This is a genomic window from Paenibacillus lutimineralis, assembly GCF_003991425.1.
Lineage (GTDB): Bacteria > Bacillota > Bacilli > Paenibacillales > Paenibacillaceae > Fontibacillus > Fontibacillus lutimineralis.
Window position 1 is genome coordinate 4,858,576 of the sequence record NZ_CP034346.1, and the last position, 17,944, is coordinate 4,876,519.

Here is a 17,944-nt window from a genome sequence, read left to right on the forward strand (position 1 = left end):
AGCAAAAAGACTCCGTCCCATAAGGGACGGAGTTGATTCGCGTTACCAGCCTATTCCTGAATCCATTGCATCGATCGGAATTTACTTGGCGCTTTGCCGTCCCCGATTCCGCCGCCCCATTCGATAAAGCCTCTTCGCTGATTTCCGTCGTTATCATTCACCAGCAGCGAAAAGTTGAATACGCCGCTCTCTGTCATGATTGGGGCTAATTCCGACCATGGCAATGCTAATTCATAAGTCGTCAGCTTCTGGGCTTCGTCTCTTGCTACTCGAACCTCTCCGTTTGTGACCAATCCCTTTTCAACCCCTACCGGCGCCATCCAGCGATAAATTTGCGATCCTGCCGAGGTTTGCGAAATTCCATACTCATAATAGTTCGGATCCTCTCCGGGCAAACCGTTCGAAATAGCGAATTGGATGCTATCGCTGTTCCACATGTTCACATCGGTTGCTGGATAAGCATGAATGTTATCCTTGATTTTTGCAGTCAAATAAAAATTATCATTGTCGTAGTTCAACCATACGGAACCGCTCAAATCATCGGCCCCTTGGTAGCCGTTCACCTTCACGTTACCTTTGGATAAATCGATGGTCGGCGCCTTCACAACAATAAGCGGATCGGGATTGCCGTCAACGTTAAGTGTTCCGCTATAAACTGGATTGAAATCAATATTACCTTTATAGACATAGGTTTTGTTGTTTCCATAGGCTACTTTGACGTCTGATGATAAACTTTTTCCTAGTTCAACATTTTGCAGCGCGATATCAAACGTTCCTGTTGAATCAGGTTGCAGCACTTGATTCACCTCCTGATGGCCCGATAACGTACCAAGCTGCCAATCTATACGATGAACAGGCAAGGCGTTGAACTTAGAGTGATTTCGGATTTGTACTTTGATCGATTGACTAAGCGGCTCGGTACCGTTAAATACCGGACGAATTTGAACCGTCTCGGAAGACTCTACAGCAGCGACATACTGCAGCAGCCCGACGACTTGCCCTCCTGCTTTCAAGACTCCCTTGACGATCCGTGTCCCAGGTTCATCCAACCCGTTCACAACCACAGACTGTAGCTTGGTCTGCCCAGGGCCAGCATTCAACGCATAGGATTGGTCCTCTACCTCCAATGTGAAGTCAAGCACTTCAGCTGTTGTATTGTTCATTTCAACCTGAAATGTCACAGGTTCGCCTGATAGAGCACCTCCACCAGAAACGGTAAACATCGCATCCTTATTTATCGCTTGGATATTTCCCTTGATGTAGATAGGCTCTCCCGTCAAGGTTACGTAAATATTACCGTTCGTCGGCACATACGTCCGCGTATTACCCATCATATCCGTAATCTCAACGGGCTGATTCGTCTTGATCACAGCCGACGCAGGTTCGAGCGACCATACGACCCGCTTGTTGTTTTGTCCACCATCCATAAATAGGTAGCTTTTCAAGTCGGACTCCAGCGACTCTTCCTCGTGGAATTGCCAACCGGTAAGCTCTCTTGTCATCGCGGCGTATGCGGTATAAGCCGGTTTCGGAGTGAATGCACCGAACGGGTCAGCTGCATTGCGGAGCAGGCCGAAATTATCTTCGTTGTAGTCTTTACGAAGTCCGTCATTCACCATATCGTACCAGTATATTTTTTCGACTCCGCTTGAAATCGCCGACACATAGTAGCGAACCAAATAATTTGCTTGTATGATTTCATCAACGCCATTCGCGGCATTATGGGTTGGATAACCGAATTCCGTGATCCAAATCGGTTTATCTTGACCGTTATTATATTGGCGAATTAATGCCTTGATTTGATCGAGGGATTCTGTCAAACCTTCCGGTTCACTCGGGTAACGGTAAGGATGCAAAGTAACTGCGTCCATGTATTGCAGCCCGCCCAGCTTGAACACTTCCTCGATCCAGCTCACTGCATCTTCGGAGGCGACAATGCCATAGACCGGAAATTCAGGGTGGCTGGCTTTGACCGTCTCATACGTTTTTTTCAATAAGTTAAAATAATAGTCAGGCCGGGAGTTGGCAGGACTGTTGCCTCTTTTGCCGAACGAGCCGTGAAATTCATTGTAGGCCTCCATCGCGATCAGCTGATCTTTGTAGTAATCTACGTAAGCTTCGGCATAGTTGGCGAAACCTTCGCGACCTTGGTCGGTGTATGGCGTACCATTGTTGTCGTAAAAAGGGTTGTTATATCCAGAGACAAACAGCATATCGATGCCTTGCTCTTTGAGCTTCGCCATATAGTTATCCGGAACGGGGTTGAACGTGTACACTCCCTTTGCTTTCTCAATCGCATGCCACTCGATGCCATCCCGGACCGATTTGACGCCTGCCTGTTGAATGATCGGGATCGTATTCGTTTGTCCCCGATGCAGATGGGTCGCCATCCCGAAAGGCGAATCCGCTACAGCCGTAAAATCATAAGGCGACAGAACGGCAAACGACGTTTCCAATGGTACCGATGTTTGTTGATCTGACGATCCCGCTGTTGCCCGGAGCTTAAAGTAGCCGCGTTTCGAATAAGGGACGTTGATGATGGCATTGCCCCGGTCATTAAATTCTGTACCTTCGGACATTTTGGCGCCCTGCATATCGTAGACAGACCACGTAACGCTAGGCAGCAGTGTTGCTACTTTGAACTGGATCGGTTCATTTTCATTGAACACATTTCCAATTTTCATTTGCTTTAGCTCGGTTTTCGGAACGTTCACGGTTACATAGGGGCCATCATGGCTCCACTTATTTTGACTGTTTCCGGCCTCGATCTTGAAGGTGTACGTACTACCGATATCTAAATCCTGAATCGGAATATGGTACGTATCACTTGTTACGGTTGCTATGGACTTTCCATTTTGATAGATTTGATAATTGTCCGTATTTCCTGGTGACTGCGTTTCCGACCATTTCAAATCCAAACCGTTCTCGCCTAAATTTTCAATCACAACGCTTGCGTCGGAGGGCCACCTTGGCGCCGATGGATCAACACGTCTATGTGATAGGGATAAATAAGGCTGATTTACTGCATTTTCTTTACTGTTGATATGGATTAACGCTCCGCTTTTGGCAGCTTGGGTCAACCCGAAGCTGGCAACCTGATCGGAGGCAAGCTGTGCCTTCACAAAGGAGGTCACGTCCACCTGAATCCATTTCCATGTCAAACCTACATTCACATTGGCCAAATAATGGTCCATGACCGGCTTTTCATTCCAGGTTACCCTGTTCTCTGTCCACGTATCGTCCTCCACCCCGTACAATTGAAAGGCCAACGGACTGCCGTTCGTATTAATTACTGCTGCATACACGTTTAGCGTTACCGATCCTACTTCCCCCGAATAAGAGCTTAGATCAAATTTCATGTAGGATTCCCTGGTATAATTCGGATCGCTTGACCACGTTCTCACCTGAAGCATCGGATCCGTACCGTAATTTGTATTTGCAAGAGATCCCGCATTCACATACGTATCGGCTTGTATTGGGATCTGGGTTACGGCATTACTGTTTTCAAGCGCGTAAATCGAAGAACCTCCGCTAGTCACGAATAAGCTGACAATAACAAATAAAGATAGAATGACGGATCTTTTCCATGTAATAGGTGTCAAATACAATCACTCCTCTATTAAGATTTGAAAGCGATCAGCATGCATTTAGGTTCTTGATCTCTCCAGGTCTTATTTCGATAGCCGTTTCTTCCACTTCGATCCACACAGACATAGCTGACGGGTTATGTAGGATGTGGCCGGACACGGAACAGCGGAGCTGTCGTAATGCACTCATGTAAGCGACAATTTCAGAATTCGTGGCATACCAGATGTCGCTATGCCGTCCTACTAACTCACCGAACTGTTCGAGTATGTTCCAATTCCGATCTCTATCAAACTCATAGCTATGTCCCCACACATAGAATATTGCCATTCGCGCGTGCCTCGGCGTATCGAAGAGAAACTTTTGTCCGAACTCCAGCATTTGTTTGTGATGGCAAGTAGGATGCCATTGCAGGAAATCGGACGGCATGGCAAAGGTATGAGTACTGTTCGTCGTCCGAGCATATTCAATGCCAAGGCCGGGCAATGCCGACACAACCTGTTCATTCCAGGAACCATACGGATAGCTCATGCCGCGAACAGGATAGCCGGTAAGTGCTTCCAGCGCATTTCGATCTTCCATGATCTCCGTAACCACCCGGTCCGGAGGTATTAGATCCAGATGCGGATGGGCTGCCGTATGGGAAGATACTTCTTGCCCGGCATACAGCGTCGAGACCTCTTCGGCGTTAATATAACCGGGCTTCCCAAAAAAGCCCGAGTTGAGATGAAAGGCGCCTTTCAAACCGTAGTCGTTCATTTTGGCCACAAGCATACGGTCATCTTCTCTACCATCATCGTAGCTCAATGTTATCGCTTTCATTTTTCCGCCAGGAAAACGGTCGTATCGTATCCTCAACGTAATCCCTCCTTTGTAAGGTAATGGTCACCAAACCATCCCCGCTCGATATTAGCCAGCATCAGATCCATTCCCGTCCTTTGGAAGGGCAGCGATATGTCCTGTTGGGTGATTTGCGGGTCTTCCACTTTCGTGTAAGTCAGCAGCGCTTTCCCCGAAGTGGTAAACGTACAATTCAAATTCATAAATTCGAATGGCCCAGTCTCAATGTCTCCTACCTTCTCCCATGTGATCCCACCATCGCGCGAAATGGCGGCGGTTAACGGGGTACGCAGCCCATAATGGTGTCTTGCAGGATCGTAGCAGCTATTGTTATAAAATAAAACCAAGTTGTTGGTGCCGGGAATAAGTCTTAGGCAAGAGCAAGATTCCGGGGCTTTGAGTCCCGAGGTTTGAGGTAATGACCATGTTTCGCCGCTATCATCGGAAAAGGACAAGAACACCGATCCTAGCTGTGTTCGAAGCGACATGATCAGCTGTCCGGAAGGCAACTCTGCTACCGACGCCTCCATGGCGCCGCGCATCGGCAAGTTGACCGTCCCGCTTGACCTTCTCCAGCTGTAGCCCTCATCATCGCTTAGATAGCAAGCAACGGTATTATGCTGGCTCCCCTGATGGCCCGTTCCGAAGTGAAATGGCAGAAGCAATCGACTGCTCGACAAGACGTTCATCTGATTGGCACCTCCCTGAATCCATTGTCCGTCACTTCGGTTCCATATGGTGCCTGCATCGCTCCAGGTTTTCCCCTCATCGGAGGAGCGGAATAAGCACATCGTCGCGCTGCTGCCTCCATGATGACCGCGAACACAATGAAGCATCAGTTCACCGGAAGGCAATCGGGTTAATCCGGGTGCCTGCACATTATGGTCGCCAGGCTCCACGTCCACAAGCAGGGTTTCCTCGCCCCAAGTGATCCCATCGTCTCTCGATATTTTGGCATGAATGCGGCAGAGACCAAAATCGCTTCCTCCCTCGATGTTATCCTCATATTTATGCCAAGCCAAAAGCAACCTGCCATCCTTCAGCTGAACGACGCTAGCCGTATCATTGCGCGGGTTGTCAGGTCCTGCTTCCGCCACTGTACAGTATCGAATCGCTCCATTCCTCATCGCTTTCATGTCCTCCTGTTCCATGAATAGCAGGACGTTAGTAGCGAACCTATCCATCCTGCATTCACGTTAGTTACCCCTTAGAATTTTAGCTTGAACTCGTAAAAGTCTTTCGTAAAAAAGGCCTTTGTTTTGTTGTCCTGATACCACTTGGCATACCATTCTTCAATATTTTTTCCATCGTTTTTATCCCACGTGCTTTTCGCATCCTGAAATGCTTGATCAATCGAATAAGAATTTCCGGATATGACAGCTTTGGTCCAAATATCCCCTATATTTTTAGTCGCATTGTTAAATGATGTCTGTAATTGCCCTGGCATGGCCGGAATATGTTCTGGGTGCGTAAAGTCAGGCATCGGATGCTTCTCGTCTAAATAGATCTCGTAAGCCTGCTTCATTAGCTCCAGATATTGCTTCTCTATTGGATCGTTCGGATTCAACGATGCCTGGAACTGTCCGCAAGAACCTTCTACAATCGGCGAGAAGAGCATCGTATAGGCTGCCGTATATTTGATCTTCGGATCGGTTTTTTCTTTATTGATGAACTGTTGGCAGCCATTCTCACCTTCCTTCCAGTCTTCACCCTTGATTCCATATTTCAAAGTCTGGCCTGTTTCCTTGGATGCCATAAAATCAACATATTCCATAACCGCTTCCGGATGTTTGGCATTTGCATTGATCATGCCGGTAATTTGAACCGGGTTGGATAAGATCGGGCTGAACTGCCCGAATACGGTCGCAGGAAGCGGAATGACTTGTAGCTCCGCATTCGGATCGGCTTTTTTCAGGGCTTTAAATGTTTCGATATCAGATTGATGCACACTCGTACCCCACATCCCGATTTTTCCGGCGATAATTTCCTGCGCATACAGTCCCATGTAGCCGGATCCTTTTTTCGTTAGATAATCTTTGTCGATTAACCCTTCATCATATAATTGCTTCTTGAACGCAGCAGCCGCTTTCGCCCTTTCCCAATCCCAGACCATCTTGTCATCGGAAATCGTCCAGCCTACGTTGCCGAACATGCTGTCGAGGACCTGGGTGGACCGGGAACCCATATCAAGCGCAATGGTATCCTTTTTGCCGTTGCCATCCGGATCCTGATCGCGAAATGCTTTTAAGACGAGGATGAGCTCTTCCGGCGTTTGAGGTACGGAAAGATTCAGCTTTTTGAGCCAATCTGATCTGACCATCAACACATTGTGCGGTCGCAGTCCGTTAATCCGTCCGAACCCGTACATTTTCCCATCGGGCATCGTAGCTGCTTTTTTTAATGTAGGATATTGTTCGAGCAGCTTTTTGTAAGTCGTACTATATTTCTCAACGAATTCGTCGACAGGCAGAATTAATTTTTGATCATATAATTGATTGCGGAACGCGCCGCTAAATTCCTGAATCAGGTCAGGAGCGGAGTCCGAGGCGAACAATGTATTGAATTTTTGAACGGACTCTGTTCTCGGTATACCGATGACTTTAATCTGGGTCGGGCCGTTCTCGGACATCCAGGTCACCCATCTGTTCTTCTCAATCGTTCCTTCTTCCGGAGGTGTATTGCCTGCATCGTACGCAGAGATTGTAATCTGTGGCTTCGATTTATCGCCCTTGGTGCTTTCGTTGCCGTTCTGATCCCCTTTAGCGCACCCTGCTGCGATGATCGCGAGCATACCGACGATGGCAATTTTCCATACGATCTTCCTTATCATTTGCATACCATGACCTCCTGTTTTTTTCTTCTCAACACATCACGCTAATCTTATCCCTTTACTGCGCCGATCAACACCCCCTTCACAAAATGCTTTTGAAGAAGCGGATACACGACGATCATCGGGATTAACATCACGGTCATTCCGGCGGAGCGAATCGATTCCGGCGTCAACATTTGCCTATCCGCTTCCTGTAAATTTTGAAGCTCGTTCATCAGACTCGATTGTGCGACCATCTGCTGGATGAGAACGGAAAGATTATACTTACTTGAATCATTAATATAGATGAGTACATTCATGAACGAGTTCCAGTGACTCACCCCGTAAAATAAAGCCAGGGTCGCTAGTACGGGAGCGGATAACGGCAGCACGATTTGAACCGCTAATCTCCATTCACCACATCCATCCATCCGGGCCGAATCTAGCAATTCTTCGGGAACGTTCTCAAAGAACGTTTTCATAATTAGCATATTGTAAGCGCTGACAAGACCAGGAAGCCAGATCGCCCAATAAGAATCGATCAACCCGAGCGACTTCACTAATAAATAACTAGGTATAATCCCCCCGGAGAACAGCATCGTGAAGATGATCAACATCGTCATGAAACGCCGCCCGATAAAATACCTCTTCGATAACGGATACGCCGCTAATATCGTAAAAAGCATATTTAGTGCTACACCGACGCCGGTAATGATCAGGCTGTTCACAAAGGCATTGGGCACACGTGTTCCTTTCAACAAAGCGTTGTAGGAGTCAAAGCTGAATTCCACAGGCCATATAAAAACTTTTCCGGCCAAAATAGCGTGATTGCTGCTAAACGACAGTGATACGATATGAAGAAGAGGAACTAATGCGGTTAACGCCCATAGCCCCAAAAATAATGCATTGAATCCGTAAAATATTTTTTCGCTTGGTGTAGGTCTCATTCCTGTGTACCTCCTCGTAAAATCAGAACAACCCTTGGTCAAATTTGCGGGCTATCGTATTGGCCGTCAGTACAAGAACTAGACCGATAACCGACTCGAAAAGTCCGACCGCCGCCGTAAAACTGAATTGGCCCCCCTGAAGTCCTACGCGGTACACAAACGTCGAAATGACATCGCCTACCTCGGAAACGGCCGGATTGGACAACATATACACCTTGTCGAACCCTACATCGATCAGCTTTCCAACTTGCAAAATGAACATCACGATGATCGTGGAGCGAATTCCCGGCAGCGTAATGTGCAGCACTTGTCTCCACTTTGGTGCTCCGTCTATAGCGGCTGCTTCATACAAAGAAGGACTGAGCGAAGACAAGGCAGCCAAGTAAATGATGGCGGAGAATCCGGCTTCCTGCCAAATGCCTGAGCCGAAATAGATGGCTAGCCAACTCGGGATTTTATATAAGAAAGGAAACGGTTCCTCCGTGCCCATCACCGCATGCAGAAATCCATTCATCACTCCGCTGGAGGAAAATATCGTAACAATAACACCGGTGACGATAACCATCGATAAAAAATGCGGCAAATACACCAAGGTTTGTACGACCTTTTTGTACCATCTTCTACGGATCTCGTTTAACAGGATGGCGAGTAGGATGGGAAAAGGAAACCCGATCACAAAGCCAAGTATGCTGATTAATAACGTGTTGCGGAACACCCTCATGAAGTCCGGGCTGCTCCACAGCATTTCGAAATAGGTAAACCCGGCCCATGGGCTGTTCCATATGCCTTCACGGAGATTGTAATCCTTGAAAGCAATGATGATCCCCCCAATCGGTATATATTTGAATACGATGAAGTAGATCAATACAGGTAGGAACAAGATCCAGAGGGGAATGTTCGATCTCCATAATTTCCTTCGCTCCGTGTTAGTAGGGATGAGTTTTTTCTCTGCCACGGCTGCCATTTTCATTTTGTTAGCCCCTTAATTTTCATTTTGCTTGCCCATTTATGCAGGATCGTTGGTTGAAGTGTCCCCAATATAACGGAGAACCGCGTTCTGGCACAATATACACCTTTTTTCTCCATAGATCAGGCGCAAAAAAGGCTCCACTCCAGCCTTTCGAAGCCATCTTCGAAAGTGGAGTGAAGCCTAGTGTACCTTTTTTTACTGTATAGACTGATCCGTAAAAATGCTTGTAGGGACCGTGTTCATGGAGATTCTGTCGATATTTTTCTGTATTCCCCGGGCGTAAGTCCTGTCGACTTTTTGAAAACACGGATAAATGAAATCGTATGCAGGTACCCAACCTGACCCGCGATGCTTTGAACCGTATCCCTGGTTTCTTTGAGTAGCTGCTTCGCCCTTTCGACTCTTGCCAACACAAGGTAATCCATCATATTCATTCCGATCTCTTCTTTAAAAATCCTGCTCATAAAGCTGGAGTTGATTTGAAACAGATCCCCAATTCCTGTCATGGAAAGATCCGTATCGTCATAATGATCATCCAAGAAAGCTTTAATTTTATAGATCAAAGCTGTTTGAGAGTCCTCTTCCTTACGTTTGTTCATTTCATCAAAGATGGCGGTTAATTGTGCGTAGAAATACGGATACAGCTCGGCCTCCGTCTCCAGTGGTTCCAACCCCTCATTTAGGGAGTCTAATCCTTTCTTCCAAATCGCCTTGAGATCTGAGGCCGTTTCGCTCATTTCGCGATCCATGGAGAACAAAATGAGCTTCAACAGGTTAAGAACGCTATCTTTGGACATGCTGGCTTCTGACGTCTGCTGTACAAACTCTTGAATTATTAAAGTCCATCCAGAATCCCCTTGCCGAAAGGTTTGGGCGATACTTCGAAGGGATTGCGGCTGTACGATCAGTTCCTCTTCCTTCAGATGTTGAATATGATCCGCGAAGATGATTTGATTGCTGCCGAACTTGAACTTCATTTTGACGGCATGTATAGCCGTCTTATAGGAGTCAGCAATTTCATGGATTTCCTGTGCTAACGATCCGATACCGATGGTAATCGTCATATCCAGGTTCCCTTGTATCCATTCGCATACCTCTTGCGTAATCACTTCAACTTTAGAGCTCGGATTGCCTGATTGAAACAAAACAACCATATGGTTTCCCTGTATCCATTCTGTCCATACCCGAATGTGATGCTCCTCCGCGATCTCTTGGCATACGCGTAAAATCGCGTATTTCAATAAAAATTGATCACGCTTATTATATCGCGCCACAAAGCTGGAATAACAATCAATTTCAACCAATGCAACACGAGCTTGATCATGTTGTTCAAACATGGTTGCGATGAACTCATCGTCTCTATTGACGATATTGCCTTCAAGCAGATCTAGAAGCAGCTTGGTATGCCGATATTTTACATTTTCGTTCTGCAGCAGCTGTTGACCATCGAATTGATCGATCAGTTGATCGATGGCCTCTTCAATAAAGTCGAAATCATTCCGTTTCTCGCCTCCGAGCAGCTCTATACTTTTTTGCGATTTAAAGCGCTCCAAACGATCTGTCAACGCTTCGATCGGTTTATAGTTTTTGCGGGTGATCGCATAAATCCAATACGCGCCGAATGCAATGACAAGCAGCCACAACCCGTAACAAACATAAAAAATAGTCGAACTGAAGCCATATACCTTCGAGTTATTCACCGAACTATACATACGCCATCCCGTATATTCCGAAGAAACCGAAAAGGAATGGATTTTTTTCGCCCCTGCCGCATCTTCACTCTCTCCAATTGAAGCAATAGAAACATTCACTTTATCTACAAAGTCAAGATGACTGTATTGGGCGTTAGCCATTTGCTCGATCATCGATTCAATCGCATATGGACGGACATTGACGACGATAAGCCCTTGTCCACCGGAAATGGTCGGGACTTTGCTGGTCAGCGTCAATACGTTGCGGGTCACGATTTCGCTCGAATATGCATTTATTTCCGACACTTTCCGTAAATCGGACCATTTCGACTTGGAATGATGATGAATGACATCTATCAGAAAGTCTCGATCCGGGAATTGATCGATCGAAATTCGTTCATCTCTCGTCAACACGATTTGATCTCTAAAACGGTACAAATATAGCGAGTCGATCAGCGGCGTGGCGTGAATGATATTTCGAATTCGTTCACTCATTTCAATCGAATCCAAATATTTGTTCGTTTCCTTCGCAGGATCGAAAAATTTATCAAAGGTCACGCTGTTAAGAATTTCTTTGACGATTAATTGATCGATGGAACGCAGCGCGTCATCAACGCTTTGGAGCATTTGCTCCGTTGCTACCTCATTTACCCGATTAGCTTCATTCCCAATCGTTAATCGTACCGTCATAATGGAAATGAGAACAACGATGGAGGAAGCTACGACGAAGATCGGAAGATATGACAAAAGCAATCGGTAATACCATTGTTTTCGCATCCTGACGCACCTTTCCATATGTAGTCGAAATATACGCAAATCGCTCTTGTGGAGAAATCCTTATTCTTCCTATATGGTAAAAATAGCACACCTTAGGTGTGCTTGATAAGAAATTTATTTTATATCATCTTTCATCCGATGTTGGTAGCTACCTTCAAGAAATCATACTGTTGTGCAAACTGACGGATTTGCAACCGCTCCTCCATAGACAATTGCTGGATCGGTTTTCTCGGCGCTCCGACTTCAATGCCTTGTAAATGCAAGATTTCCCTTTCAAATGCGATGAAATCGTACTTTATCAGCTCCGCGATCACACTGTTCGCTTTGGCTTGCAATGCGCGGGCCGCTATCAAATCCCCAATTTGGAATGTACGGTACAGCTCAATGAATAATTCCGGCATGATGTTATATGTACTCCCAATGGCACCGCAGCAGCCAACCGCCAACCCCGCCAGCAAACACTCGTCCGGTCCGTTAAACACGCGAAATTTGGGACCACAGGCTTCGATCAATTGCTGAAGCTCGAACGTATCTTTGGATGTAAATTTGACCCCAATTATGTTCTCTACCTTGGAGAGCTCTTCATAAAACCGCACGGTTGATTGTACCCCCGTCATCGCAGGAAAATGGTAAATAATGAGCGGGATGTCGGCAGCCGCAGCAATATCGAGATAATGCCCTCGCACTTGCTCTTGACCATGCTTGTAATAAAACGGCGCTACTGACGATACTGCATCTGCACCGGATCGTGCAGCGTGCTTCGTAAGCTCGATGCAGGTAGCCGTGTCCATCGCCCCAACATGCGCGATAACAGGTACAACGCCTTGAACCTCGTCTACTACGATTTCGAGAAACGACTCGCGTTCACGTGTTGTCTGAAGAAACCCTTCGCCCGTGCTTCCGCTTAAATAAAAGCCGTCCACCTGTTTATCCAGCAAATGACGAACAAGCTTGCGTGTGGCTGACTCGCTGATCCTGCCCTCATGATCATAAGGCGTAATCAATGCTGGAATAATTCCTTTAAATTGCTCTAATGTCAACATTTCGGGTTCACCTATATCCTTTCGATTCTCGGTTTATTGGGTCGCTGGGTAACACTGCCCGCAATTAACAACGTTTTGAGGCTTTCCGTCCAGAAAAGATCGCACATTATCCACAGCTATATCCAGCAGTCTGCCACGGGCTTCCCTTGTTGCCCAAGCGATATGCGGGGTAATGATACAATTGGATGCATGAAGCAACGGATTTTCTGAAGCAGGAGGCTCCGTGGAAAGTACATCAAGCGCAGCTCCAGCAATTCTTCGCTCATTCAACGCATGAGCAAGATCGATCTCGTTCACCAGCTTCCCGCGGGCGACGTTAATGAGAAACGCGTTAGACTTCATCAAAACTAAATGTGTTTTATTAATTATGGATTCTGTCTCTGCCGTCAGTGGACAATGCAGACTGATGACGTCTGAATTCCGGAAGAGTTCATCCCTGGAAACCCATCGAAAGCCGTCAAAAGGGACCGCTCGATCCGTTTCCCCTTTTCCATTTATAGCGATCACCTTCATCCCTAACGCATGAGCGATTCGAGCCGTCTGCATGCCTATCCGCCCTGCACCGATAATCCCCATCGTTTTACCAGCCAGTTCAACTAAAGGCGTTTCCCAATAACACCAATCCGGATTTGCCGCCCATGTCCCCTGTTGTACAGAACTTGCATGTTGTCCAACCTGATAGCAGAGCTCAAACAATAGCGCAAAAACAAACTGAGCGACAGAATCGGTTCCATAGCTTGGCACATTCGCAACCACCACTTGTTGGGATGTTGCCGCTTTTACATCAATCACATCATAGCCTGTTGCAAGAACGCTGATATATCGTAAATCCGGCAACTGCTGCAGCGTAGTCGCACACAGAGGCGTTTTGTTGGACAGCAGCACCTGCGCTCCTTGCGCACGCTCCAGGATTTTATCATCAGGGGTACGATCAAATATAGTCACTTCCCCAAGCTTGATCAATTCATCCCAGCTCAAATCGCCAGGATTTAGTCGATATCCGTCCAACACGACGATTTTCATGTTCCATTTCCCCCCATCCCGATCCAAAAGTCCCTTTGAACATCAAACACTTTTCCGCTTGGCCGCTCTTCCATGTCTCCCCTATTCTACTTTCACATTTTTGATATAATAACAGTATTCGGTATAGGAGGTGCAGCAATATGTATCCGGAGTATTTATTCGAATATCCTAATATGAATGCTAGCTTCCCTTTCTATATGAAACGTAAGCTGCAGTGGAAGACACCTTCTCACCGGCACGATTTCGTAGAACTAACCTTGGTGCTTAACGGTCAAGGGACAGAAACCATTAATGGTGCCACGCATGACATGATACCCGGTATCATGGTACTGCTGCTTCCCTACCAAGTACATGAAATCGTCTCCCATCCGAACGATCCGCTCGATTTATATATTTGCAATTTCCCCTTGGATGTCATCTTAGAGCTTGGCGAATTAGATCCCGGATTACATGATATCCTGTTAGGCAATGCCACCGACGCAAGGAATACTTTCGTTCATTTTGAAGGGCGCCTGTTAGATGAAATGCAGCAAATCTTCACTATGATTTGGAATGAATACGAGAAGCCGGTGTCATTTGCAACGGTGATGTTAAAAGCGAATCTGCAGCGGGTTTTAACCCAGTTTGCAAGAAGCAGCCTACAGGCTATAACGGATATGTCGACCTCTGCGTCGTCCCAAATCTCACCATCCCAAGCTCGCTCGATTTGGCCTATCATTCGTTATATTCATGAACATTACTTGGAGCCTCTAAATCTTACGGATTTATCCGAACGGTTTGGCATTCATCCCTCATCTCTTAGCGAATTGTTTGCCCGCCAATATGGCATTCACTTCATAGACCTGCTTCACGAGCTTCGTGTCCGTCACGCATGCTCGTTGTTGCATGCTACGGAGATGCAAATCGCAGACATTGCCGAGGAATCTGGTTTCGGCTCCTACTCCAGCTTTGCTCGGATTTTCCAGAAAACCAAGGGAGTATCTCCCAAAGCGTACCGGATATCTCATCCTCGTACAGGGAGACGCAAGAAATAATAATGCCATCGGTTGTTAAGCACCTACAGCAGAAGATGATTGAGATTCAGATTCTCACTGTTTGTTTGCAGGAGGTCCCTATTTATTTTAATGACGACGCGTTTCGTCTCCATGCCACCTGTGTGGCTGCAAGCTGGCCGGTGAAGGTCGTCAGGGAAATAAATGACGAACATACCTGGCTTTAACAGTAATTCGAATTCATTCTCAACCCATTCGTACAAGGCATAATCCCTGTCGGTCAATTGATCCTCGACCGGGACGTTCAGCTCGGATTGTCTGGCAACGACATGAATCTCTTCTCCTGTCACAACCATTTGAACGTCGATATACTTGGCGTGATGCTCCGATTTACGTTCCTGCGGAACCACGGTGTTGGCTTGTTGAATCATAGCGAACATGTCATCCCCAAGAAGGCTATACGTCCCAATGTCAGCATTCTCCAAATCTGTCGTGCGCAAGTAATCCACTGCTTTGTGCAGAATTGGGGCATATGCCCATTTCTCTTTCTCCCATTTGCTCAAATCTCCAAGAATCATCATGAATCCCTCCTTCCTCTTACCATTCTCCCGAAGTGCCGAACCTGTTCTTCACATTCACGCCAAATTGTCTGCCTGACGCATCGATCCCCGCCAGCAGCTCCTCGATCGTCTTTCCTGATCCACTGCGTGCCGCCGGTATCACCGTGCTGCACTCATTTCCGTCCATAAACACTGAAGCCTCCAATAATCGGACTTCATCTTCCTCCGGGATGACCATAAAACCATGCTTGTCAGCATGAATAAGCTGGCCAGGCTGAACTTTGCAGCCAAATACCTCGACCTCGATCCCCCAGCGAACAGGTGTACTGAATGCATGACCGACGCATGTTCTCCGGGCTATGGCTTTGAAGCCAGCGTTGTTCATTTCATCGGTGTCTCGGATCGCTCCGTCCGTGATGGTGCCTACACAGCCCAATGCGTGATGGATGTTGCTGTTCACCTCGCCCCAGAACGCGCCGATCACACGTGGTTTATCCAGATCCTGCACGACGACAATCTTTGGCCCGGGCACGCTGGCCACATACTTGCGATATTCGCTCCATGCATTCGGATGATTCTTGGGGTGATCCGGATTACTCGGTTCGAATTGCACCGTAACCGCATAGCCGACCATTGGCCCCATGTGCGGCATGAAGTCGTGGCTTTCCTCAAGATTGAAGCCCTGCGTAATATCATTCTGCGTGATCACCTCCCACCCGTTGTAGACCGTGGGCGTATTCCAACGCTTCAGCTTCAGCAGATCCGCATAAGATAATGTCATCTCGAATTCATCCTCTCTTGCTCGAATTGAATTCTATTATAAGCGGTGCGTAGTAGAAAGAACTGGCACTTTTTCGTCGGAACCTCTCAGAATTTCGGTTGAACCTTCGGTTTTGATTTTAAATAAAATATACAGACACGAAATACGCAAAAAAAGCGCTTGAAATGGTCATTTGCATTTCAAGCGCTAATAAAATTTTGCGAATATTCAAAACGTTTTAAAAGGCATCACGGCTGCGCTCCGTACCGCTCCAGCACCCGGTAAATCGCATCCGTGCCGAACCCGATCGCTTCTACGGGAATGCGTTCATCCGCCGCATGAATCAGTTTGGTAAACTGCATGTCCTTGGGAAGCGGCATTGGCAGGAAACCGTAGGTTTGGATACCGAGCCTCGCAAACAATCTTCCGTCCGTTCCTCCGGGCAGCAGCATCGGTACCGGGACAGCCTCCTTATCCGCTTCTTTCAGCACATCAGACAGCAAATCGAACATCCCCATGTCGGGAGCTGCGGCGCATGGGTCATGGCGCAGCACTTCCAGCCCGATCGAATCATGAATCGCGAATCGGCGCAGCTCGTCCATAAATTGCTGCGGAGTGACGCCCGGCAGCGTTCGGCCATCCAGCTCAACCGTAATTTCGCTTGGATGAACATTGATTTTCTCTCCGCCGCGTACGACGGTCGCGCTGACCGTATTACGCAGAAGCGGGGCGAACGTCCCACCCTTTTCCCCTAGCAGCTTCAGGATAAGGCCGCCCAGCCGGGGACGCAGCAACCCTCTCAGCAGCAGCGCCGGCAGCAGCGGCAGCGCGGCGGCCATGCCTTCAATCATCAACCGGGCCGCCGGTGCCGCATGTATCGGCAGCTTATTCCTGCTAAGCGATTGAAGCATGTTCCCCAATTGCACCATACAGTCGGCTCCCGGTTTGTCCATGGAGCCGTGGCCTCCGTCTCCTCGAATCGTCGCTTTGAGCCAACATAGCTGCTTTTCCGCCACCATAATCGGATAAAAGGTTTTCCCCAGCGCATGAAACGCGAAGCCGCCAAATTCGCCGAGCGCATACTTTACGCCCGCAAAATAATCGGCATGCCGCTCTACCAGGAAGGAAGCACCGTACTCGCCCCCTGCTTCCTCGTCGCTGACAATCGCCAGAATGAGATCGCCTCGCAGCGGCAGCTTGTGGACATGAGCGCGGAGGAAAGCCGATACGAGCATCGCCACGCCGCCTTTCATATCAAGAGCACCTCGCCCCCAGACGAAGCCGCCCTCGATGTCGCCCCCGAACGGGTCGCGGCTCCAGGCTTGCTTGCCTGTGCCAACGACGTCGACATGCCCGTACAGCAGTAGCGGCGGTGCCTCCCCGCTGCCCTTGATCCTGGCCAGCAGATTGGGCCGGGCCGGATCAAGCGCACAGGTCCGCGTCTCAATGCCCGCATCCTCAAGCAGTTGCCGGATATACATGATGCATGCGGCTTCCTCGCCCGGCGGATTGGTTGTATTGAAGCGGATCAATGCCTGCAAAATCTCCACGGGAGACGGCAGCTCCGCAGGGCGCCGGGCTCCATCTTGTTCCAACTCGTCATTGTTCAGCCGGATCCCCATGACCCCGCTCCTTCCTAATAAGAGGTTGTTCAAAAAGTCCGCTTTTGATAAGAAAACCAATCGAGGCAAATTCAAGGCTGAGCGACCGCGATTCAGAGGTAGGTTTTCTTGCGATATAGAATTTCATCAACTCCGTTGATAACAATCCTATATCTAACACGAAGTAACACTGAAAGCATATTCGACATCGAATCTTGAATTCAGCTGGGCCTAAGCAGATGCTTACGAAGTCATGTTTCCTGCGGAAACATCTCAGGTGCTCACGTGCTCATGTACCCACTACAAGCAAATGCTTACGAGGTCGTTTTCTACGAAAACGTGTAGC

14 protein-coding genes are annotated in these 17,944 nt (G+C 47.7%); 2 read left to right on the plus strand and 12 right to left on the minus strand.

Annotated elements, in window-relative coordinates:
• Positions 1-50: 50 nt before the first annotated feature.
• The 9 genes from EI981_RS21690 to EI981_RS21730 all read right to left on the minus strand — a co-directional run bounded on the left by EI981_RS21690 (position 51) and on the right by EI981_RS21730 (position 13,685).
• The gene (locus EI981_RS21690) at positions 51-3,602 is read right to left on the minus strand and encodes a CBM96 family carbohydrate-binding protein (protein ID WP_162616240.1); all 3,552 of its coding nucleotides are present in this window, start codon (positions 3,600-3,602) and stop codon (positions 51-53) included.
• Positions 3,603-3,636: 34 nt separating this feature from the next.
• Entirely contained in the window at positions 3,637-4,443 is an 807-nt protein-coding gene (locus EI981_RS21695) for a polysaccharide deacetylase family protein (RefSeq protein ID WP_127001794.1), read from the minus strand.
• Positions 4,440-5,576: a sialidase family protein gene (locus tag EI981_RS21700; protein WP_227011526.1), complete on the minus strand. Its 1,137-nt coding sequence runs from the start codon at positions 5,574-5,576 to the stop codon at positions 4,440-4,442. The genes EI981_RS21695 and EI981_RS21700 overlap by 4 nt, the downstream gene beginning before the upstream one ends.
• Positions 5,577-5,632: 56 nt before the next feature.
• The gene (locus EI981_RS21705) at positions 5,633-7,261 is read right to left on the minus strand and encodes an extracellular solute-binding protein (RefSeq protein WP_127001798.1); all 1,629 of its coding nucleotides are present in this window, start codon (positions 7,259-7,261) and stop codon (positions 5,633-5,635) included.
• Positions 7,262-7,305: 44 nt separating this feature from the next.
• Positions 7,306-8,181 (minus strand): carbohydrate ABC transporter permease, encoded by an 876-nt coding sequence (locus tag EI981_RS21710; RefSeq protein ID WP_127001800.1) that lies wholly within the window; start codon positions 8,179-8,181, stop codon positions 7,306-7,308.
• A gap of 22 nt (positions 8,182-8,203) precedes the next feature.
• Entirely contained in the window at positions 8,204-9,151 is a 948-nt protein-coding gene (locus EI981_RS21715) for an ABC transporter permease (protein ID WP_227011527.1), read from the minus strand.
• A gap of 239 nt (positions 9,152-9,390) precedes the next feature.
• Positions 9,391-11,619: a helix-turn-helix domain-containing protein gene (locus tag EI981_RS21720; protein ID WP_162616242.1), complete on the minus strand. Its 2,229-nt coding sequence runs from the start codon at positions 11,617-11,619 to the stop codon at positions 9,391-9,393.
• A gap of 131 nt (positions 11,620-11,750) precedes the next feature.
• A complete protein-coding gene (locus EI981_RS21725; protein ID WP_127001804.1) occupies positions 11,751-12,662 on the minus strand; it encodes an N-acetylneuraminate lyase in 912 nt (303 codons plus the stop codon).
• Positions 12,663-12,695: 33 nt separating this feature from the next.
• A complete protein-coding gene (locus tag EI981_RS21730) occupies positions 12,696-13,685 on the minus strand; it encodes a D-2-hydroxyacid dehydrogenase (protein WP_127001806.1) in 990 nt (329 codons plus the stop codon).
• Positions 13,686-13,825: 140 nt separating this feature from the next.
• Between EI981_RS21730 and EI981_RS21735 the strand changes: the two genes are divergently transcribed.
• Entirely contained in the window at positions 13,826-14,719 is an 894-nt protein-coding gene (locus EI981_RS21735; protein WP_127001808.1) for an AraC family transcriptional regulator, read from the plus strand.
• A gap of 23 nt (positions 14,720-14,742) precedes the next feature.
• On the opposite strand, the gene EI981_RS21740 is transcribed toward EI981_RS21735, so the two are convergent.
• The 3 genes from EI981_RS21740 to EI981_RS21750 all read right to left on the minus strand — a co-directional run bounded on the left by EI981_RS21740 (position 14,743) and on the right by EI981_RS21750 (position 17,478).
• Positions 14,743-15,258 (minus strand): NanQ anomerase/TabA/YiaL family protein, encoded by a 516-nt coding sequence (locus tag EI981_RS21740; protein WP_127001810.1) that lies wholly within the window; start codon positions 15,256-15,258, stop codon positions 14,743-14,745.
• 16 nt (positions 15,259-15,274) lie between these two features.
• On the minus strand, positions 15,275-16,018 hold the full coding sequence (locus EI981_RS21745) for an RraA family protein (RefSeq protein ID WP_127001812.1): 744 nt from the start codon (positions 16,016-16,018) through the stop codon (positions 15,275-15,277).
• Between the two features lie 227 nt (positions 16,019-16,245).
• Entirely contained in the window at positions 16,246-17,478 is a 1,233-nt protein-coding gene (locus EI981_RS21750) for a M20/M25/M40 family metallo-hydrolase (RefSeq protein WP_227011933.1), read from the minus strand.
• Between EI981_RS21750 and EI981_RS29800 the strand changes: the two genes are divergently transcribed.
• A complete protein-coding gene (locus EI981_RS29800; RefSeq protein WP_227011951.1) occupies positions 17,464-17,637 on the plus strand; it encodes a hypothetical protein in 174 nt (57 codons plus the stop codon). The two genes, EI981_RS21750 and EI981_RS29800, sit on opposite strands and share 15 nt — an antisense overlap.
• The last annotated feature ends 307 nt before the right edge of the window (positions 17,638-17,944 follow it).